General features: G+C 72.5%; 20 protein-coding genes. 12 read left to right on the top strand and 8 right to left on the bottom strand.

What is annotated here, in order from left to right:
* Positions 1-109 precede the first annotated feature (109 nt).
* The 4 genes from MOX02_RS12025 to MOX02_RS12040 all read left to right on the top strand — a co-directional run bounded on the left by MOX02_RS12025 (position 110) and on the right by MOX02_RS12040 (position 5,294).
* Complete coding sequence (locus MOX02_RS12025) at positions 110-1,492, top strand: ethanolamine ammonia-lyase subunit EutB (RefSeq protein WP_147026030.1); 1,383 nt, start codon at positions 110-112, stop codon at positions 1,490-1,492.
* Positions 1,489-2,277 carry an ethanolamine ammonia-lyase subunit EutC gene (gene eutC / locus MOX02_RS12030; RefSeq protein WP_147026031.1) on the top strand — a complete coding sequence of 263 codons (789 nt, stop codon included), beginning with the start codon at positions 1,489-1,491 and terminating at the stop codon, positions 2,275-2,277. The genes MOX02_RS12025 and eutC overlap by 4 nt, the downstream gene beginning before the upstream one ends.
* A 352-nt stretch (positions 2,278-2,629) precedes the next feature.
* Positions 2,630-4,360 carry a dihydroxy-acid dehydratase gene (gene ilvD / locus MOX02_RS12035; RefSeq protein ID WP_147026032.1) on the top strand — a complete coding sequence of 577 codons (1,731 nt, stop codon included), beginning with the start codon at positions 2,630-2,632 and terminating at the stop codon, positions 4,358-4,360.
* Positions 4,347-5,294: a tetratricopeptide repeat protein gene (locus MOX02_RS12040; protein WP_147026033.1), complete on the top strand. Its 948-nt coding sequence runs from the start codon at positions 4,347-4,349 to the stop codon at positions 5,292-5,294. Before ilvD ends, MOX02_RS12040 begins: the two co-directional genes overlap by 14 nt.
* A gap of 17 nt (positions 5,295-5,311) precedes the next feature.
* Here the strand turns inward: MOX02_RS12040 and xth are convergent, their stop codons facing one another.
* Entirely contained in the window at positions 5,312-6,106 is a 795-nt protein-coding gene (gene xth, locus MOX02_RS12045) for an exodeoxyribonuclease III (protein ID WP_147026034.1), read from the bottom strand.
* Positions 6,107-6,197: 91 nt separating this feature from the next.
* Between xth and MOX02_RS12050 the strand changes: the two genes are divergently transcribed.
* The 3 genes from MOX02_RS12050 (at position 6,198) to glpX (ending at position 9,585) form a co-directional block, all read left to right on the top strand.
* Positions 6,198-6,992: a hypothetical protein gene (locus MOX02_RS12050; protein ID WP_147026035.1), complete on the top strand. Its 795-nt coding sequence runs from the start codon at positions 6,198-6,200 to the stop codon at positions 6,990-6,992.
* 133 nt (positions 6,993-7,125) lie between these two features.
* Positions 7,126-8,448, top strand: a complete 1,323-nt coding sequence (locus tag MOX02_RS12055; RefSeq protein ID WP_147026036.1) for a homoserine dehydrogenase — start codon at positions 7,126-7,128, stop codon at positions 8,446-8,448.
* Positions 8,449-8,595: 147 nt separating this feature from the next.
* On the top strand, positions 8,596-9,585 hold the full coding sequence (gene glpX, locus MOX02_RS12060) for a class II fructose-bisphosphatase (protein ID WP_147026037.1): 990 nt from the start codon (positions 8,596-8,598) through the stop codon (positions 9,583-9,585).
* Between the two features lie 88 nt (positions 9,586-9,673).
* On the opposite strand, the gene MOX02_RS12065 is transcribed toward glpX, so the two are convergent.
* The 4 genes from MOX02_RS12065 to MOX02_RS12080 all read right to left on the bottom strand — a co-directional run bounded on the left by MOX02_RS12065 (position 9,674) and on the right by MOX02_RS12080 (position 12,787).
* The gene (locus tag MOX02_RS12065; protein WP_147026038.1) at positions 9,674-10,546 is read right to left on the bottom strand and encodes a tetratricopeptide repeat protein; all 873 of its coding nucleotides are present in this window, start codon (positions 10,544-10,546) and stop codon (positions 9,674-9,676) included.
* A 293-nt stretch (positions 10,547-10,839) separates the two neighbouring features.
* Positions 10,840-11,943: a 5-(carboxyamino)imidazole ribonucleotide synthase gene (locus tag MOX02_RS12070; protein ID WP_147026039.1), complete on the bottom strand. Its 1,104-nt coding sequence runs from the start codon at positions 11,941-11,943 to the stop codon at positions 10,840-10,842.
* Positions 11,940-12,440 (bottom strand): 5-(carboxyamino)imidazole ribonucleotide mutase, encoded by a 501-nt coding sequence (gene purE / locus MOX02_RS12075; RefSeq protein WP_147026040.1) that lies wholly within the window; start codon positions 12,438-12,440, stop codon positions 11,940-11,942. Before purE ends, MOX02_RS12070 begins: the two co-directional genes overlap by 4 nt.
* A 128-nt stretch (positions 12,441-12,568) precedes the next feature.
* On the bottom strand, positions 12,569-12,787 hold the full coding sequence (locus MOX02_RS12080; protein WP_147026041.1) for a YdcH family protein: 219 nt from the start codon (positions 12,785-12,787) through the stop codon (positions 12,569-12,571).
* Positions 12,788-13,011: 224 nt separating this feature from the next.
* On the opposite strand from MOX02_RS12080, the gene MOX02_RS12085 reads away from it, so the two are divergent.
* The 3 genes from MOX02_RS12085 to MOX02_RS12095 all read left to right on the top strand — a co-directional run bounded on the left by MOX02_RS12085 (position 13,012) and on the right by MOX02_RS12095 (position 16,512).
* Positions 13,012-13,197, top strand: coding sequence for a YdcH family protein (locus MOX02_RS12085; protein WP_147026042.1), 186 nt, complete (start codon positions 13,012-13,014; stop codon positions 13,195-13,197).
* 194 nt (positions 13,198-13,391) lie between these two features.
* Entirely contained in the window at positions 13,392-15,323 is a 1,932-nt protein-coding gene (locus tag MOX02_RS12090; RefSeq protein ID WP_147026043.1) for a propionyl-CoA synthetase, read from the top strand.
* 70 nt (positions 15,324-15,393) lie between these two features.
* Positions 15,394-16,512, top strand: coding sequence for an NADH:flavin oxidoreductase/NADH oxidase (locus MOX02_RS12095; RefSeq protein ID WP_147026044.1), 1,119 nt, complete (start codon positions 15,394-15,396; stop codon positions 16,510-16,512).
* Positions 16,513-16,558: 46 nt separating this feature from the next.
* Here the strand turns inward: MOX02_RS12095 and MOX02_RS12100 are convergent, their stop codons facing one another.
* A complete protein-coding gene (locus MOX02_RS12100; RefSeq protein WP_147026045.1) occupies positions 16,559-16,945 on the bottom strand; it encodes a DUF2794 domain-containing protein in 387 nt (128 codons plus the stop codon).
* A 385-nt stretch (positions 16,946-17,330) separates the two neighbouring features.
* Between MOX02_RS12100 and bluB the strand changes: the two genes are divergently transcribed.
* Together bluB and MOX02_RS12110 are read left to right on the top strand one after the other, a co-directional pair.
* On the top strand, positions 17,331-17,963 hold the full coding sequence (bluB, locus tag MOX02_RS12105) for a 5,6-dimethylbenzimidazole synthase (protein WP_238179909.1): 633 nt from the start codon (positions 17,331-17,333) through the stop codon (positions 17,961-17,963).
* 186 nt (positions 17,964-18,149) lie between these two features.
* Positions 18,150-18,662 (top strand): L,D-transpeptidase, encoded by a 513-nt coding sequence (locus MOX02_RS12110; RefSeq protein WP_147026047.1) that lies wholly within the window; start codon positions 18,150-18,152, stop codon positions 18,660-18,662.
* 16 nt (positions 18,663-18,678) lie between these two features.
* Here the strand turns inward: MOX02_RS12110 and MOX02_RS12115 are convergent, their stop codons facing one another.
* Entirely contained in the window at positions 18,679-18,987 is a 309-nt protein-coding gene (locus MOX02_RS12115) for a cupin domain-containing protein (RefSeq protein WP_147026048.1), read from the bottom strand.
* Between the two features lie 110 nt (positions 18,988-19,097).
* The gene (locus MOX02_RS12120; RefSeq protein ID WP_147026049.1) at positions 19,098-19,367 is read right to left on the bottom strand and encodes a DUF1674 domain-containing protein; all 270 of its coding nucleotides are present in this window, start codon (positions 19,365-19,367) and stop codon (positions 19,098-19,100) included.
* Between the last annotated feature and the right edge of the window lie 14 nt (positions 19,368-19,381).

The following is a 19,381-nucleotide window of genomic DNA, read 5'->3' on the forward strand; positions in this document are numbered from 1 at the left end:
GCAGGCCGGCGCCCCCTCGCGGCATCCGGCGATCACAGGATGCTTTGACAAAGGCGCTCCGGGACGCATCCTCAAGGCAGGGCGCTCGACCTGAGGAGAACACGCGGACATGGGCTATCGGCATGTCGTCGGCCAGCGCACCCACGCCTTCGCCGATCTCGCCACCCTGATGGCGAAGGCGACGCCCGTCCGCTCCGGTGACCGGCTCGCCGGCATCGCGGCGGAATCGGCCGAGGAGAACATGGCCGCGCGCTGGTGCCTCGCCGAGGTGCCGCTCGCGGAGATCCTGGCCCGCCCCCTGATCCCCTACGAGGCGGACGACGTGACCCGCCTCATCCTCGACGGCCACGATGCGGGCGCCTTCGCCGAGATCGCTCATCTGACGGTCGGCGATTTCCGCGATTTCCTGCTCGCGGCCTCCTCCGAGACGCTCGCCCGCATCGCGCCGGGCGTGACGCCCGAGATCGCGGCCGCGGTCTCCAAGATCATGCGCAACCAGGACCTGATCCTGGTCGCCCGCAAGGCCCGCGTGGTGACCCGCTTCCGCAACACGATCGGGCTGCCCGGCACGCTCGCCGCCCGCTTGCAGCCCAACCACCCGACCGACGACCCGGCGGGCATCACCGCCTCGATCCTCGACGGCCTCTCCTACGGCTGCGGGGACGCCGTCATCGGGATCAACCCGGCCTCGGATTCCCTTCAGGCGCTCGGCAAGCTCCTGCACCTCCTCGACGACGTGATCCGGCGCCTCGACATCCCGACGCAAGGGTGCGTGCTGACCCACATCACGACGACCATCGAGGCGATGAACCGGGGCTGGCCCGTCGATCTGCCGTTCCAGTCGATCGCGGGCACACAGGCCGCCAACGCGAGCTTCGGCGTCACCCTGCCCATGCTCAAGGAGGCGCGGGAGGCGGCCCTCGCCCTGAAGCGGGGCAGCCTCGGCGACAACGTGATGTACTTCGAGACGGGGCAGGGTTCTGCCCTCTCGGCCGACGCCCATCACGGCATCGACCAGCAGACGCTGGAGGCCCGCGCCTACGCGGTGGCGCGCGCCTACGAGCCCCTCCTCGTCAACACGGTCGTGGGCTTCATCGGGCCGGAATACCTCTACGATGGCAAGGAGATCATCCGGGCCGGGCTGGAGGACCACTTCTGCGGCAAGTTGATGGGCGTGCCGCTCGGCTGCGACGTCTGCTACACGAATCACGCCGAGGCTGACCAGGACGACATGGACACGCTCCTGACGCTGCTCGGCGCGGCGGGCTGCACCTACATCATGGGCGTGCCTGGGGCCGACGACATCATGCTGAACTACCAGTCGACCTCCTTCCACGACGCCCTGTACGTGCGAGAGGTGCTGGGACTGCGCCGCGCACCCGAGTTCGAGGCGTGGCTCGCCCGGATCGGTCTCGCCGACGAGACCGGATCGCTCCTGCCGGGCGACGGTGGCCTGCGCCTCTTGGAGGCCGCTCCAGGGCTCGCCGCATGAGCCGCTCGGACGACCTCTGGGGCCGCCTCGCGGCGCTCACGCCCGCCCGGATCGGTCTCGGCCGGGCAGGGAACGGCCTTCCGACGCGGGAGGTGCTGCACTTCGGCCTCGCGCATGCCGAGGCGCGCGACGCGGTTCACGCGCCGATGGATGCCGCCGCGGTCGCGGGTGCGGTCGAGGCGCTCGGGCTCCGGTCGGTGGCGGTGGCCTCGCGGGCACCCGACCGCGCCACCTACCTGCGCCGGCCCGATCACGGACGGCGCCTGTCGGAGAAGGGCGCCGCGGCGCTCGCCGCCGCGGCGGGCGCGCCGGTTGACCTCGCCCTCGTGGTGGCGGACGGACTCTCGGCCCGCGCCGTGCATGAGAACGCCGCCGGGCTCGTCGCGGCGTTCCTCCCGTACGCCGAGAAGGCCGGCTGGAGCCTCGCGCCCGTCGTCGTCGCCGAGCAGGCACGGGTCGCCCTCGGCGACGCCATCGGCGCAGCGCTGAGGGCGCGGGCGGTCGCCGTGCTGATCGGCGAGCGGCCCGGTCTCTCCTCGCCGGACAGCCTCGGCATCTACCTGACCTTCGACCCGAAGCCGGGCCGCTCGGATGCGGAGCGCAACTGCATCTCGAACGTGCGCGCCGCCGGGCTGCCGCAGACGGAGGCGGCCTTCCGGCTGAGCTGGCTCCTCGGACAGGCTCTCGCCCGCGGCCTGACGGGCGTCAACCTGAAGGACGAGAGCGACCGGGCGCTGGAGCAGGCCGAGGCGCAGGTCCAGCTGCCGGCGGATCGAAACGGCTGAGCTCGTTCGGAACAGCCCGGCACGCTCGATCGGTCGCTTCCGGACCCCTGGCGAGCAGATCTACCGCACTGGTCGGCCAAGCGTGGCTGTGGCGGGGTCGCAACACCGTAAAACCATCCCGAGTTTGCCCCGAGACCCGCCCTCATCCGCCGCGATCCCGCCATAAACCGGGACCACCTCAGGATCGGCGGTAAAGGGCAGTTCCCACAACGATTTACCGTCTCGTTCCGAGTTTCTTCCGTGAGCGCAGACAGCCCCTCGTCGCGCCTTCCCAGAGGCGGTGCGTGAGGTCGTGTCGAGCGTTGACCGGAAGAGGGTGCGGGATCGGGATCCAGTGTCGCGGGATACGGGTATGGACGCGCGTTTGAACGACAAGTCGAAGCTGCCGAGCCGCCACGTCACGGAGGGGCCCGAGCGGGCGCCGCACCGCTCCTACCTCTACGCGATGGGCCTGACCCGCGAGCAGATCCACCAGCCGCTCGTCGGCGTCGCCTCCTGCTGGAACGAGGCAGCACCCTGCAACATCTCGCTGATGCGCCAGGCCCAGGCCGTGAAGAAGGGCGTGGCGGCCGCAAACGGCACGCCGCGCGAGTTCTGCACCATCACGGTCACCGACGGCATCGCCATGGGGCACGGCGGCATGAAGGCGTCGCTGCCCTCCCGGGAGGTCATCGCCGACTCGGTCGAGCTGACCATCCGCGGCCACTCCTACGACGCGCTCGTGGGTCTCGCCGGATGCGACAAGTCGCTGCCCGGGATGATGATGGCCATGGTGCGTCTCAACGTGCCCTCGATCTTCATCTACGGCGGCTCGATCCTGCCCGGCACCTTCCGGGGCAAGCCCGTCACCGTGCAGGACCTGTTCGAGGCGGTCGGCAAGCACGCCGTCGGCGACATGAGCCTCGAGGATCTCGACGAGCTCGAGCAGGTCGCCTGCCCGTCGGCCGGCGCCTGCGGCGCTCAGTTCACCGCCAACACGATGGCGACCGTCTCCGAGGCGATCGGCCTGGCGCTGCCTTACTCGGCCGGTGCCCCCGCGCCCTACGAGATCCGCGACCGGTTCTGCGCCGCGGCGGGCGAGAAGGTGATGGAGCTGATCGCCAAGGGCATCCGCCCGCGCGACATCGTCACCCGCAAGGCGCTCGAGAACGCCGCGACCGTGGTCGCCGCCTCGGGCGGCTCGACGAACGCCGCGCTGCACCTGCCCGCCATCGCGCACGAGTGCGGAATCCCGTTCTCGCTGTTCGACGTGGCCGAGATCTTCCGGCGCACCCCCTACATCGCCGACCTCAAGCCGGGCGGGCGCTACGTCGCCAAGGACCTGTTCGAGGTGGGCGGAATCCCCCTCCTGATGAAGACGCTCATCGATCACGGCTTCATGCACGGCGATTGCATGACGGTCACCGGTCGCACCATGGCCGAGAACCTGGAGAAGGTGGGCTGGAACGCGGACCAGGACGTGGTGCGCCCGGCCAACGCCCCGATCACCGCGACCGGCGGCGTCGTCGGCCTCAAGGGCAACCTCGCTCCCGAGGGGGCGATCGTGAAGGTCGCGGGCATGCCGCCCGAGAAGCAGGTCTTCACCGGCCCGGCCCGCGTCTTCGACAACGAGGAGGCCTGCTTCGAGGCCGTGCAGAAGCGGACCTACCAGCCCGGCGACGTGCTGGTGATCCGCTACGAGGGCCCGAAGGGCGGCCCCGGCATGCGCGAGATGCTCTCGACCACGGCCGCCCTCTACGGCCAGGGCATGGGCGACAAGGTCGCCCTCATCACGGACGGGCGCTTCTCGGGCGCCACCCGCGGCTTCTGCGTCGGCCATGTCGGACCCGAGGCGGCGGTCGGCGGACCGATCGGCCTCCTGAAGGACGGCGACGTGATCACGCTCGACGCCATCAAGGGCACCCTCGACGTGGCGCTCTCGGACGAGGAGCTCGCCGAGCGCCGCAAGGCGTGGACGCCGCGCGGCAACACCGCGACCTCGGGCTACCTCTGGAAATACGCGCAGACCGTCGGACCGGCGGTCGACGGTGCCGTGACCCATCCGGGCGGCGCCAAGGAGACGCAGACCTATGCGGACATCTAGGACTGACCTTTGCCGGCCGCGCACGCGGCCGGCCGGGGCCGATCCGGATCGGCCGGCCGCCGCGCGCGCCCGCGCGCGCGCGCGCGAAGCGGGTGTCCGCCGCGTCTCGTTCGGGCTGCGCACCGCGCTTCTCGCGGGCCTGCTCCTCGTCGCGGCCTTTCCCGTGACGGCGCCCGTCGAGGCCCTCGACGCGGCCGCCCGCACCCCTGTTTCGGAGAAAAGCTACCGCTCGGCCAAGGACGCGCTGCGCACCGGCATGCGGGAGTACAACGCGGGCGACAAGGAGGGCGCCGCCCGCGCCCTCGAATACGCCGCCGATCAGGGCCACGCGCTGGCCCTGTGGAAGCTCGGCCGCATGTACGCGGACGGGGACGGCGTGCCGCACGACGACCTCAGGGCCTTCGAGTACTTCTCGCGCATCGCCGACGACAGCAGCGACGACGGGCCGGACGCGCCGAACTCGGGCGTGGTCGCCAGCGCCTTCACGGCGCTCGGCACCTACTTCCTCGACGGGATCAAGGGCACCTACGTGCGCGCGAACCCGGAGCGGGCCTACGACATGTTCAACTACGCGGCCTCCTATTTCGGGGACCCGAACGCGCAGTACAATCTCGCCCGGCTCTACCTCGACGGGACCGGCGTCGAGGCCGACGCGCGGCAGGCCGCCCGCTGGTTCAATCTCGCGGCCGAGAAGGGCCACCGCCCGGCGCAGGCGCTGCTCGGCGACCTCCTCGTCAACGGGCTCGGCGGCGTGCCCGTGCAGCGGGCCCGCGGCCTGATGTGGCTCTCCCTCGCCCGCCAGGGCGCGGAGGGGCGCAAGGAAGACTGGATCGTCGCGCTCTACGAGAAGAACTGGGCGGCGGCCAACGAGAGCGACCGGGCGCTGGCGCAGAGCGAGGTGCAGACCTCGGGCATCGGCCGGCGCCGCCGCTGAGCCGCGCCGGCTCGGGCTCAGCCGTCCGACAGCTCCACCGTCACCGGCACATGGTCGGACGGCTTGTCGAGGCCGCGCAGGTGCTTCTGCACCGAGGCCGAGACCAGCCGGTCCGCCGCCTGCGGCGAGAGCAGCAGGTGGTCGATGCGGATGCCGAGATTCCTCGGCCAGCACCCCGCCTGGTAGTCCCAGAAGGTGTAGAGGCCGGGCCGCGGGTCGCAGGCCCGCAGCCCGTCCGTCAGGCCCTCGGCGAGGAGCGTCCGGAAGGCCGCGCGGGACTGGGGCAGGAACAGGGCGTCGCTCGTCCAGGCGGCCGGGTCGGCGGCGTCCTCCGGCTCGGGGATGACGTTGTAGTCGCCGGCGAGCACGAGGGCGGTCTCCGCCTCCATCAGCCTCCGGGCGTGGCGGCGCAGGCGCTCCAGGAAGGCGAGCTTGTAGGGGTATTTCGCGCTCGCGACCGGGTTGCCGTTCGGCAGGTAGATCGAGGCCACTCGCACCGGCGCCACGCCCTCGCCTGCCACCAGCCCCTCGATGTAGCGGGCCTGCTCGTCCTCGGGGTCGCCCGGCAGGCCGCGGCGCACCTCGCTGACGGCGAGCGGCGCCCGCACCAGGAGCGCGACCCCGTTATAGGCCTTCTGGCCGAGCGTCTCGACGGCGTAGCCCGCGCCCTCGACCTCGGCGCGGGGGAAGGCGTCGTCCTGGCACTTCAGCTCCTGCAGGCAGACCACGTCGGGCTTCGCTTCGTCGAGGAAGGCGAGCAGGTGACCGACCCGCTGCTTGATCGAATTGACGTTCCAGGTGGTGATCCGCATGGAGTTCGTTCCCGAGGAGGCGCAGTGTCATCGGGCCTTCGCGCGGGCCTGACAAGGCGGGCTGCCGAAATCGGGACGGGACGGAGGTCGGATGGCCGGGGCGTGGTTCGAGCCGATCCGGGCCTATTGCGAGCGCACGGATCCGGGCCTGTGGGCGGAGCCCCTCAACGCCGTGACGAACGCCGCCTTCCTGGTCGCGGCGGCGCTGGCGGGCTGGCGGGCGGTGCGCGGGTTCGGCGCTGAGGCCGCCGCGATGCCTCCGGCGCCATCCCCGCCCGTGCGCCCTCAACGCTCCGGTGAGGGGAGGCGGGCGGGCGCTGCGGCGATCTTCGACCCGGCGGCGCTCGCCCTCGCCGTCCTGGCGGCGGTCGTCGGGGTCGGCTCGTTCCTGTTCCACACGCTCGCGGTCCGCTGGTCCATGCTGGCCGACGTGATCCCGATCGCGCTGTTCATCTACGCCTACTTCCTCCTCGCCATGCGGCGCTTCCTCGGCCTCGGGATCGGCGGGGCGACCAACGCGACGCTCGCCTTCGCGGGCGCCGGCTTCGCCCTGGAGCCGGGCTTGAGCCTCGCGTCCGGCCGCGCCCTCGGGCCGGCGACGAACGGCTCGATCGACTATCTCCCGGCGCTCCTCGCGCTCCTCGGTGTCGGGGGCGCCCTGCTCGCCTCCTCGGCCGGTCCCGAGCGGCGCGGGGCGGGATGGCGGATGCTCGCCATCGCGGCGCTCTTCCTCCTCTCGCTCATCGTCCGCACCCTCGACCAGGCCCTGTGCCCGAGCCTGCCGCACGGCACGCACTTCCTCTGGCACCTCCTCAACGCGGGCGTGCTCTACGGGCTGATCCTGACGGCGCTGCGCGTGCGCGCGGCGGGCGCGCCGGCGGCATGACGGGACGGCGCGGCCCGTTCCTTGCGCCCCTCCGGAAATCGTTGCAGAAGGGCGCGCCGCGCCTCGGAGCCGCGCGCCTTCGAGCTGCGCGCCTCGGGGCCGGCTCGGGATGGGACAGGCCGGGGAACAGGTCATGACACAGAGCTTCCGCCTCGGCGTCGCCGGTCTCGGCACCGTCGGCGCCGCCGTCGTCCGCATGGTCTCCCGCCGGGCGGAGGCGCTCGCCGCCGCCACAGGCCGCGAGATCCGCGTCACCGCGGTCTCGTCCCGCGACCGGAACCGCGACCGCGGGCTGGACCTCTCCGGCATCCAGTGGTTCGACGATCCGGCGGCGCTCGCGGGCTCGGCTGAGGTCGACTGCGTCGTGGAGCTGATCGGCGGCGCCGAGGGCCCGGCCAAGCCAGTCGTCGAGGCGGCCATCGCCGCCGGCAAGCACGTCGTGACGGCCAACAAGGCGCTCCTCGCCCGCCACGGCGCGGCGCTCGCGAAGGCCGCGGAGGCGCAGGGCGTCGCGCTCGCCTTCGAGGCGTCGGCGGCGGGCGGCATCCCCGTGGTCAAGGCGCTGCGCGAGGGCCTGCCGGGCAACGCGGTCTCCCGCGTCTACGGAATCCTCAACGGCACCTGCAACTACATCCTGACCCGCATGGAGCTCGAAGGGCTGACCTTCGAGGATTGCCTCAAGGACGCGCAGGCGCTCGGCTACGCCGAGGCCGACCCGACCTTCGACGTCGAGGGCTACGACACCGCCCACAAGCTCGCGATCCTGACGAGCCTCGCCTTCGGCACCGAGATCGACGCCGAGGGCGTCTCGGTGGAGGGCATCTCGGGCGTACAGCCCCTCGACCTGACCATGGCGAAGGAGCTCGGCTACCGCATCAAGCTGCTGGGCGTCGCCCAGCTCTCGGAGGGCGGCGTCGAGCAGCGCGTGCACCCGACCATGGTGCCGAAATCCTCCGCCATCGCGCAGGTGATGGGCGTGACGAACGCCGTGACGATCGACGCCGACGCGGTGGGCGAGCTGACCCTGATCGGCCCCGGCGCCGGCGGCGAGGCGACCGCCTCGGCGGTGGTGGCCGACATCGCGGACGTGGCGGCCCGCATCGTGCGCCCGACCTTCGGGCGGCCGACCGCGCGCCTGCGCCCGGCCTCGCGCGTCGAGATGCAGCGGCACGAGGGCGGCTACTACATCCGGCTCACCGTGCACGACCGGCCCGGCGTCGCGGCGGGCGTCGCCACCCGCATGGCCGAGCGCGACATCTCGCTCGAGAGCATCCTGCAGCGCCGTACCGAGAGCGCCGCCTCCCAGGATCCGCGTGGGCGCTCCGGCCGTCCGGTCCCGCTCGTCCTGATCACCTACGCGGCGACCGAGGGCACGATCCGCGCGGCTCTCGAGGCCATCGCGGCGGACGGGCTCCTCGCCGAGGCGCCCCAGCTCATCCGGATCGAGCGGGAGTGAGCCGGACGCACCTGCGGATAGAGGATATTCGAAACGGACCCGACTCCGCGGCCCTGAAACGCGCTACAACAGTCGGATAGGCGCGCCGGGCCGGCTTTCCGGGAAGCGCCAGGCCGCCGCGACGGCCGCGACGTGGGCGAGGAAAGCATGACCCAAGGGATTCCGGAGGTGCCGCAGGGCGGCGTCGGGCGCACGCTCACCCTCGAACTCGCCCGCGTGACCGAGCGGGCGGCCATCGCCGCCGCGCGCCTGCGCGGCCAGGGCAACGAGAAGGAGGCCGACCAGGCCGCCGTCGACGCCATGCGGCGCGAGCTGAACCTTCTGCCGGTCGACGGGACCGTGGTGATCGGCGAGGGCGAGCGCGACGAGGCGCCGATGCTCTACATCGGCGAACGGATCGGAGGCGGCGGCACCGCGGTCGATCTCGCCGTCGACCCGCTGGAGGGAACGACCCTCTGCGCCAAGGACATGCCGGGCGCCATCGCGGTGATGGCCATGGCCGAGCGCGGATCGCTGCTCGCCGCGCCCGACGTCTACATGCAGAAGATCGCGATCGGCCCCGGCTACCCGCCCGGCCTCGTCGACCTCGACGCGAGCCCGGCCGAGAACATCGCGGCGCTCGCGCGGGCCAAGGGGGTGCACCCCTCCCAGATCACCGCGATCATCCTCGACCGGCCGCGCCACATCAACCTCGTCAGCGCCGTGCGGGCGACGGGGGCTGGCATCCGCCTGATCTCGGACGGGGACATCGCCGGCATCATCTTCACCACGAGCCCGGAGGAGACGGGCGTCGACATCTATCTCGGCACCGGCGCGGCGCCGGAAGGCGTGATCGCGGCCGGGGCCCTGCGCTGCATCGGCGGCCAGATGCAGGGACGCCTCATCCTCGACAGCGCCGACAAGCGGGCGCGGGCCGAACGCATGGGCATCTCGGAGCCGAACCGGAAGTACGAGCTGACCGACCTCGCGCGGGGCGACGTGATCGTGGCGGCCACCGGCGTCACCGACGGCGCGCTCCTCAAGGGCGTGCGCTTCAAGCCGGGCGTGATCGGGACCGAGACGGTCGTCTACCGCTCCTCGACCGGCACCGTCCGCCGCATCCTGGGCGAGCACCGGGCCGAGCGCTTCGCGGGCTGAGGCCGGCGCGCCGCGCCCGGAGCCCGCAACGAGGAGGGGCGGGCGCCTCGCGGCACCCGCCCCTCAAGATCCGTCCCGGGCCTGCCCGTCAGTTGAAGAGCGAGCCGACGCCGCCCTGCACCCGGCCGAGACCCTGCTTGGCGATGGGGTTGCCGGGCTCGATCTGCGCGGCGCGCTGGTAGCTCTCCGCCGCCTCCTTCTTGCGGTTCGACTTCTCGTAGGCGAGGCCGCGATAGGCCCAGGAGGTGGCGTCCTTGTTGTTCACGTTGAGCGCCGCGTTGTAGTCCTCGATCGCCTTGTCGAACTGGTTCGTGGCGATCAGGCTCTGGCCGCGGGCGGCGTAGGGGGCGCTGACGAAGGGATTCCGGTCGATCGCCGCGTCGAAATCGGCGATGGCCTGCTGGTTCTGGCCCTGCTTCTGCCGGACGAGGCCGCGCGCGTGGTAGGCCTCGGCCGATTCCGGCATCATCCGGATCGCCATGTTGAGGTCGTTGAGCGCCCCGTCGAGGTCGCCCCGGGCGCGCAGCACGTTGGCGCGGCCGATATAGGCGGGGCCGTAATTCGGGTCGGCGCTGACCGCCTTCGAGAAGTCCTGGAGGGCGGCGTCGTCGCGGCCCGTCTGGCGGTAGGCGAGCGCCCGATTGTTGTAGGCCGAGGCCGAGTTCGGATCGATCTGCACCGCCTTCGTGAAATCGGTGATGGCGTCGCCGAACTGGCCCGCGCGGGCGTAGGCCGCGCCGCGGGTGACGTAGGCCGACGCGTCGTTCGGGTTGCGCTGGATGACGTCCGAGAGGGAGGCGATGTTGACGGTCGTCGCGCCCGTCGTGTCCGTCTCCAGCACCGCGTACTGCTTCGGACCCGCGGCGCTGCCGACCGTCTCGCATCCGGCCAACACCGCGGCGGTCAGCGCCACGGCCGCGACCAGCCCGGCCTTCCGTCCCGCCAAGCTCAGTGACATCATCGCCCCGCTCTCCCTGAGCCCCGCGCCATCGCGCGCCCGAGGGCTCTCGTCCATGCGCCCGTGCCGGCGCGCCTGATCCGGCGCGTCAGCTCGCCCCGGTCCCGTCCTGCAAGCGATGAGCCGGTGCACTCTCCCCGATCGCGGTGAACGCCCGCTTAAAACCGGTGAGCTTTTCCGCTTCAGCGAGCGGATGTGGCGAAGGTATGGCCCCTGCCGCCAAGGCTGGGCAATCGGGTTCCGGGAGGCCCATACGGGCCGGCGGTGTGGCCGGCAGGACTCAGTCCGGGCCGACCTCAGACCCGGGGCAGGAGCCGCGTGACGTGGCCCATCTTGCGGCCGGGGCGGGGCTCGCCCTTGCCGTAGAGGTGCAGGCTCGCGCCGCCCTCCGCGAGGATCGCGGCCCAGCCCTCGGCCTCGGCGCCGATCAGGTTGCGCATCTCGACGGCCATCCCGCCGGTGCGTGAGGGGTCGCCGAGCGGCCAGCTGCAGACCGCGCGGACATGCTGGGCAAACTGCGAGGTCAGCGCGCCCTCGATGGTCCAGTGCCCGGAATTGTGGACTCGCGGCGCGATCTCGTTGACGACCACCCGCTCGGAGCCGTTCTCGCGCACCAGGAACATCTCGACGGCGAGGACGCCGACGTAGTCGAGCGCCTCGGCGATCCGCCGCGCGATCTCGACGGCGCTCGCCGCGGTCTCGGGCGAGACGCCGCCCGCGGGCACGCGGGTGACGGCCAGGATGTGGTCGCGGTGCTCGTTCTCGCACAGGTCGAAGGCCGCGAACGAGCCGTCGCCCGAGCGCGCCGCCACCACCGAGACCTCCCGTTCGAAGGGCACGTAGCCCTCCAGGATCAGCGGCGCGCCGCCGAACTCCGCCATGATCGCCGAGCGGTCGACGGACCCCTCCGGGCCGATCATGCGCTGGCCCTTGCCGTCGTAGCCGAAGCGGCGGGTCTTGAGCACGGCGGGCCGGCCGATCGCCGCGATGGCGCGGTCGAGGTCGTCGCCGCTGTCGACCGCCCGGAACGGGGCCGTCGGGATGCCGAGCTCGTTGATGAAGGTCTTCTCGGCGAGCCGGTCCTGGGTCGTCGCCAGCGCCTCGGCGCTCGGGTGGAGCGGCGCGCCGGCGGCCAGGATCTCGGCGGTCTCGCGCGGGATGTTCTCGAACTCGTAGGTGACGGCGTCGACGCTCTCGGCGAAGCGCCTGAGCGCCGCCGCGTCGTCGTAGGCCGCCACCGTCGCCGCCGCGGCGACGTCGAAGGCCGGGCTGTCCGCGTCGGGGGCGAAGACGTGCACCTTGAGGCCGTAATCGGCCGCCGCCAGGGCGATCATGCGGCCGAGCTGGCCGCCCCCGACGATGCCGAGGGTCGAACCGGGTGTCAGGATGCGCGAGGTCACGGGTTGGTCTCTGTCTCCGGCCGCTCGGCCACGGACTCCGTCTGGGCCTGCCGCCACGCCTCCAGGCGCGCGGCGAGCCCGTCGTCTGTGAGCGCCAGCACGGCGGCGGCGAGCAGCGCCGCGTTGACCGCCCCGGCCCGCCCGATCGCCAGGGTGCCGACCGGGATCCCGGCCGGCATCTGAACGATCGACAGCAGGCTGTCCTGGCCCGAGAGCGCCTTCGACTCCACGGGCACGCCGAACACCGGCAGGCTCGTCAGCGCCGCCGCCATTCCGGGCAGGTGGGCGGCCCCGCCCGCCCCCGCCACGATCACCCGGTGGCCGGCGGCCTTCGCGCCCTTGGCGAAGGCGTAGAGCCGGTCCGGCGTGCGGTGGGCCGAGACGATGCGCGCGTCGTAGGCGACGCCGAGGGCGTCGAGGGTCTCGGCGGCGTGCCGCATGGTCGCCCAGTCGGACTGGCTTCCCATGATGATCGCGACCGGGGGCGCTGCCGCCATCGTCGTCCCATCCGTGCTGCGTGAGGGCGCCGCGGCCCCGCGAGCGGGAGCTTATGGCGCGATCCCGCCGAATACAGGCGCGCCGGCGGCCCGGCAAGCGCACCGGGCCGATCGGGACGGGACAGCCCTCAGGCGATGATGTCGGGGGTGATCTGGTCTTCGAGATAGGAGATGCGGTCGCGCAGCGTCAGCTTGCGCTTCTTCAGCCGCTGGATCTGGAGTTGGTCGCCGGCGACGCTCCGCTCCAGCGCGTCGATCGCGCTGTCGAGGTCGCGGTGCTCCTCCTTGAGCCGCGCCAGCTCGCCGACGAGATCGACCTGCCCATCCTCGACCAACTCAACCGCCATCGTCGCTTGCTATTCCCGGGATGCGCTCGCCGCGAGACCATGCGTCACGGCCGCGCTTGCGGCAAGGGGCGCCGCGGCGCCTCTCCTCAGGGACCTCCGGCAGCCTCTCAAGTCCGGTGCGCCGGCGCAAGGTTTCGTGAGGCACTTCGGCCCGAATCGTTTCGACAGCCGGCTCATCCTGTGTCAGTCTGCCCGAGTCGGAACGATGACAGGAGATACGACTCATGTCGCTGCAGACGCATCTGAGCCAGCTCACCCGTAAGCACGAAGCCCTCGAGCGTGAGCTTCAGGAAGCGATGCTTCGTCCCTCCGAGGACGATCTGCACATAGCCGAACTCAAGCGACGCAAGCTCCACCTCAAGGACGAGATCAGCCGCCTCCAGGCCTCCTCGGACGACACGGTGCACTGACCGTCCCCCCAGAAAATTCATCCCGTTTCCGAGTTCGTAGCCGCCGCGCTGGGCCGACAGCGCGGCGGTTTTGTTTTGCGCGCCTCGTGCCGGAACCCGGGCCGGCTCTGCTACACTCCCCGGACAGGGCATTCCCGGGCAAACCGGCCCGGTCGCGGTGCGCCCGCCGGAGAGGGGACACCTGAGGAAGCCGCATGACAGACCGAGCCGCCACGCCCCTGCCCGGACGCTACCGGGACGTCCACGCCGCCTCGCTCGCCGACCCGGAGGGCTTCTGGCTCGGAGCCGCACGGGCGATCGACTGGGAGCGCGCGCCGGCCCGCGCCTTCGACCCGGATTCGGGCGTCTACGGGCGCTGGTTCCCGGACGCGCGCCTCAACGCCTGCCACAACGCGGTCGACCGGCACGTGGCGGCGGGCCGCGGCGGGCAGGCCGCCATCATCCACGACTCGCCCGTCACCGGCACGAAGCGAGCCATCACCTACGCCGAGCTTCAGGACGAGGTCGCGACGCTGGCCGGCGTGCTCGCCAACCTCGGGGTGGGGAAGGGGGACCGCGTCGTCCTCTACATGCCGATGGTGCCCGAGGCGCTCGTGGGCATGTTCGCCTGCGCGCGGCTCGGCGCCGTGCACTCGGTGGTGTTCGGCGGCTTCGCGGCCAACGAGCTCGCCGTGCGCATCGAGGATGCGGGCCCGAAGGTGGTGCTCGCCGCTTCCTGCGGCATCGAGCCGAACCGGGTCGTCGCCTACAAGCCGCTCCTCGACGCGGCGATCGAGGCCTCGCGCCACAAGCCGGACGCCTGCCTGATCCTGCAGCGGCCGCAATGCGAGGCGCGCCTCGTCGAGGGACGGGACCGCGACTGGGCGGAGACGGTGCGGGCGGCGCGGGCCGCGGAGCGCCGGGCGGACTGCGTCGCGGTGGCGGCGACCGACCCGCTCTACATCCTCTACACCTCGGGCACGACGGGCAAGCCGAAGGGGGTGGTGCGCGACACCGGCGGCTACCTCGTGGCCCTCGCGTGGTCGATGGCGAACCTCTACGACGTGGCCCCCGGCGAGGTCTATTTCTGCGCCTCCGACATCGGCTGGGTGGTGGGCCACTCCTACATCGTCTACGCGCCCCTCGTGCACGGCTGCACCACGGTGCTCTACGAGGGCAAGCCCGTGGGCACGCCCGATGCCGGCGCGCTCTGGCGCGTGGTCTCCGAGCACGGCGCCGTCTGCCTCTTCACCGCGCCGACGGCGCTGCGCGCCATCAAGAAGGAGGATCCGCGCGGCGAGCGCGTCGCGGGCTACGACCTCTCCGGCTTCCGCTCCCTGTTCCTCGCGGGCGAGCGGGCGGACCCGGATTCGGTGGCCTGGGCCGAGCGGACGCTGGAGCGGCCCGTCATCGACCACTGGTGGCAGACGGAGACGGGCTGGGCCATCGCCGGCAACCCGGTCGGCCTCGGGCAGCTGCCCGTCAAGCACGGCAGCGCCTGCGTGCCGATGCCGGGCTACGACGTGCGGGTGCTCGACGAGGGCGGCAAGCCGCTGGGCCCGGACGCGATGGGCACGATCGCGATCCGCCTGCCACTGCCGCCCGGCTGCCTGCCGACGCTCTGGGGCTCCGAGGAGCGCATGCGGGCGAGCTACCTCACCACGTTCCCCGGCTACTACGACACCTCCGACGCCGGCATCCTCGATGCGGACGGCTACGTCACGGTGCTCGGGCGCACGGACGACATCATCAACGTGGCCGGCCACCGCCTCTCCACGGGCGGGATGGAGGCGGTGCTCGCCTCCCACCCGGACGTCGCCGAGTGCGCCGTCATCGGCATCCGCGACGACCTCAAGGGCGAGGCGCCCTGCGGCTTCGTGGTGCTGAAGGCGCAGGTGGAGCGCGACCCCGCCGAGATCGAGCGCGAGCTCGTGGCGCTGGTGCGCGAGCGCATCGGCCCGGTGGCGGCCTTCAAGCTGGCGCTCACCGTCCCGCGCCTGCCGAAGACGCGCTCGGGCAAGATCCTGCGCGGCACCATGAAGCGCATCGCCGACCACGAGCCCTGGACCATGCCGCCCACGATCGACGACGCGGGCGCCCTCGACGAGATCGGCGAGAGCCTGCGGGCCCGCGGCATCGGCGGCTAGGTTCGGTCGCGGGCGCTGGCAAACCGGGGCGGGTGCGCCACTTGGGCAGCACCCTGCTCCGGAGATCCGCATGACCGCGCGCCTGTTCGAACCGCTCCAGCTCGGCGAGCTCACGCTCGAGAACCGCATCCTGATCGCACCGATGTGCCAGTACTCGGCCCGGGCCGGCGAGGCGTCGGACTGGCACATGATGCATCTCGGCCAGCTCGCCATGTCGGGGGCCGGGCTGCTGACGCTGGAGGCCACCGCGGTCTCGCCCGAGGCGCGCATCACCGCCTGGGACCTCGGCCTCTACGACGACGCCACGGAGCGCGCGCTCGCCCGGGTGCTCGGCGCCGTGCGCGAGTACGCGCCGCTCCCCGTCTGCATCCAGATCGCGCATGCGGGCCGCAAGGCGTCGAGCGAAGCGCCCTGGGCCGGGGGCGCGCAGATCCCGCCCGACTCGCCCCACGGCTGGCGCACGGAGGCGCCTTCGCCGATCCCGCACGGGGAGGGGGAGATGGCGCCGCACGCGCTCGACGCGACGGACCTGCGCCGCATCCTCCGGGACTTCGTCGCGACGGCGCGCCGGGCGGTCCGCCTCGGCATCGACGCCGTGGAGCTGCACGGGGCGCACGGCTACCTGCTGCATCAATTCCTGTCGCCGCTCTCGAACGAGCGCACGGACCAGTACGGGGGCAGCCTCGCCAACCGGATGCGCTTCCCCCTGGAGGTGTTCGACGCGGTGCGCGACGTGGTGCCCTCGGGCCGGCCCGTCTGGATGCGCGTCTCGGCCACCGACTGGGTGGAGGAGGGCTGGGACCTCGACGAGACGGTGGCGCTCGCCGAGGCCCTGAAGGACCGGGGCGCGGCGGCGATCCACGTCTCGACGGGCGGCCTCTCGACCCGGCAGGCGATCCGCCTCGGGCCCGGCTACCAGGTTCCCCACGCCGAGCGCATCAAGGCGGCGACCGGCCTCACCACGATCGCGGTGGGGCTCATCACCACGCCGGCCCAGGCGGAGGCCATCCTGCGGGAGGGGCGGGCGGATGCGATCTCGCTCGCCCGCGCCATGCTCTACGACCCGCGCTGGCCCTGGCATGCGGCGGCCGAGCTCGGCGCACAGGTGCGGGCCCCGAAGCAGTACTGGCGCTCGCAGCCGCGGGAGTTCAAGGACCTGTTCAAGGACACGAAGTTCGGCCAGCGCTAGCCGCCCGCGCGGCGCGCTCCGCTTTCGCGGAGAGGCGCCGGTCCGCTCACACCGCCCGCAGCGGCTTCTCCAGGACGGAGAGGACGCGCGCGAGGTCCGGCCCGCGCTTCATCACGTGGCCGCTCGCCGCCACGACCGCGTAGGCGCCCTGGCGGCGGGCGAGCTTCGGGTCCTTCTCGACCCGGTAGAGCGGCATCTCGGAGGCGCGGCGGTAGATCGAGAACACCGCCTTGTCCCGGCGGAAATCGAGGGCGTAATCGCGCCACTCGCCCTCGGCGACCATGCGGCCGTAGAGATTGAACAGGATGCGCAGCTCCTCGCGGTTGAACGCGATCTGCGGGGCGGCTGACGGGGCGGGGAAGGGGACCACGTGGGCGGTGGTGGCGGCTGCGGTGTCGTTCGATCGTGGCTCGGCGCTCGTCCGCTCGCTCATCGTCGCTCCGTTCTCGGACCGGTTCGGTTAGCCGGATGATGGGCCGCCCCGCTGCGCCCCGCAAGGGCGGCCGGCGTTGCCGAGACGCCACGCCACAGAAACAAAGCACCACGTTTTCGCCGCCTTCGCGCCTTTCGCGAGCCTTGTTGCGGCGGCACAACGCTTCCCGAACCTCGCTGGATCGTGCCCGGCGCGGCGCCCGAAACCCGAGCTCCCCAGCCCTCGGTCGCCGCCGTCGGACCACACGCCCGGCACTCCAGAGGTTTCGAGACCCAAGGACTTCAGGCCGCCCCCTGGCGGCCTTTTTTCTGCGCGCCGTTCCGGATCCGGGCTATGAGGGCCTGCCGCGGGAGACAGCGGCGCGACCCTGGGGCCCCGGAGAGCCGTGCCCGCCTTCGACGACAGCTTCCGCAGCGCACTCGCCGACCTGTTCGCGTGGCGGCGCGACGTGCGGCGCTTCCGGGACGATCCCGTGCCGGAGGCGGATCTGCGGGCCTGCCTCGACCTCGCGCATCTCAGCCCCTCCGTCGGCAACAGCCAGCCCTGGCGCTTCGTGCGCGTCGCGGATCCAGACCGCCGCGCCGCGGTCGTGGCGAGCTTCGAGCGCTGCAACGCCGCCGCGGCGGAGACCTACGCGGACGAGCGGGCCGCGCTCTACCGGCAGTTGAAGCTCGCGGGCCTGCGTGAGGCGCCGGTGCACCTCGCCGTGTTCTGCGACGACGCCACCGGGACGGGACACGGCCTCGGGCGCGCCACCATGCCCGAGATGCTGCGCTACTCGGTCGTCGGCGCCGTCCAGACCTTCTGGCTCGCGGCCCGCGCCTATGGGCTCGGGGTCGGCTGGGTCTCGATCCTCGACCCCGACGAGGTCGGCCGCGGCCTCGACGTGCCGGCGACCTGGCACCTCGTCGCCTATCTCTGCGTGGGCCGCCCCGTCGAGGAGCACCGCGATCCCGAACTCGCCCGTCACGGCTGGCAGGGCCGGGACCTCGACGCCTGCTGCCTGTTCGAGCGCTGAGGCCGCCCCCTTAAGGGATCGTTGCCCCGATCGATCGCCTTTCGCGCATCCCGATCGCCGCCCCTTCACCACCCGAATCGTTTCGGGTGCACAAGCGTGGCAAGAACGCAAGCGTCACACGGAACGGAGAGGGCAGGCACGGGATTATGGTCCTGCGTATGGTCACGCTTACGAGGACGCAAGGCGATGTTCGGGAAGTCGGTATGGCGCGCGGCCGCGCTCGGCGCGCTGGCGGCGGCGTTGGCGGGGACGGCGGAGGCCCGCGAGGTCGTGCCTTACGGAGACGGGATGGTGGCGCCCGGCACCGTGGTGATCAGCATCTCGCAGCGGCGGCTGTATCTCGTGAACGGGGACGGCACCGCGATCCGCTACCCAGTGGCGGTGGGCAGGCCGGGCAAGCAGTGGCTCGGCGCCACGCAGATCGACGGCAAGTACGTGGCGCCCGCGTGGTCGCCCCCGGCCGAGGTGAAGCGCGACAACCCGCGCCTGCCCGACCTGATCGCCGGCGGCTCGCCGCGCAATCCGATGGGCGCTGCCGCGATGACCCTGGCCGGCGGCCAGTACGCCATCCACGGCACCAACCGCCCGAGTTCGGTCGGCACCTTCGCCTCCTACGGCTGCGTGCGGATGTACAACCAGGACGTCGTCGACCTCTACGGCCGCGTGACTGTCGGCACGCAGGTCTACATGACCCGCTGAGACCGGGCGCGGCGGCTCAGCCCGCGGGCGGGGCCGTCGCCTCCACGGCGGTGAAGGGTTCGAGGATTCGGTAGGTGTGCTCGGTCCCGGCCGGCACGACCCAGGAATCGCCGGGCTCCAGGCTGACCGTCTCGCCCTTCAGGACGAGCTCGGCCCGGCCCGAGATCACGAAACCGACCGTCTCGTAGGGGCGGCTCGCCGCAGGCTTGTCGTCGGTCGGCGGCTCGTCCCGCCACATCCGCATGGACAGGCGCTCGCCCCGGGCGAGGCCCACCTCGCCGTGCTCGCCCTCCGGCGCGTTCCGGCTCGAAACCTTGGTCGCCATCGCGTCCCTCCCGTCCTCAGGTCCGTCCGCGAGGGCGCGCACCGGTGCGCCGCCGCGCGACTTCCGAGTGAACGGCCACGGCGCGGTGGCGTTCCGGCGCGGCCGGGCGCTCAGAAGTCGACGGCCAGCCCCTTCACCTCCCAGTCCGCGTAGCGCACGGGCTCCAGGCCGCCGCGCCCCTGCGTCTCGCGCCGGGCGGCGATCTCGGCGGCGCGCGCGTCGATGGCGGCGCGGCGCTCGGCCGCCTCGGCGAGCGCCCGCTCGGCCGCGGGCGTCAGCGGCCGCCGCGGCGCCGCGGCGGGGACGGCCGCCGGGCTCGCTGACGGATCCTGTCCGGCGGGACCTTGCCCGATGGGGTCTTGCCCGCTGGGGTCTTGCATCGCGTTCACTCTGG

This window comes from Methylobacterium oxalidis (assembly GCF_007992195.1).
GTDB classification, from domain to species: domain Bacteria; phylum Pseudomonadota; class Alphaproteobacteria; order Rhizobiales; family Beijerinckiaceae; genus Methylobacterium; species Methylobacterium oxalidis.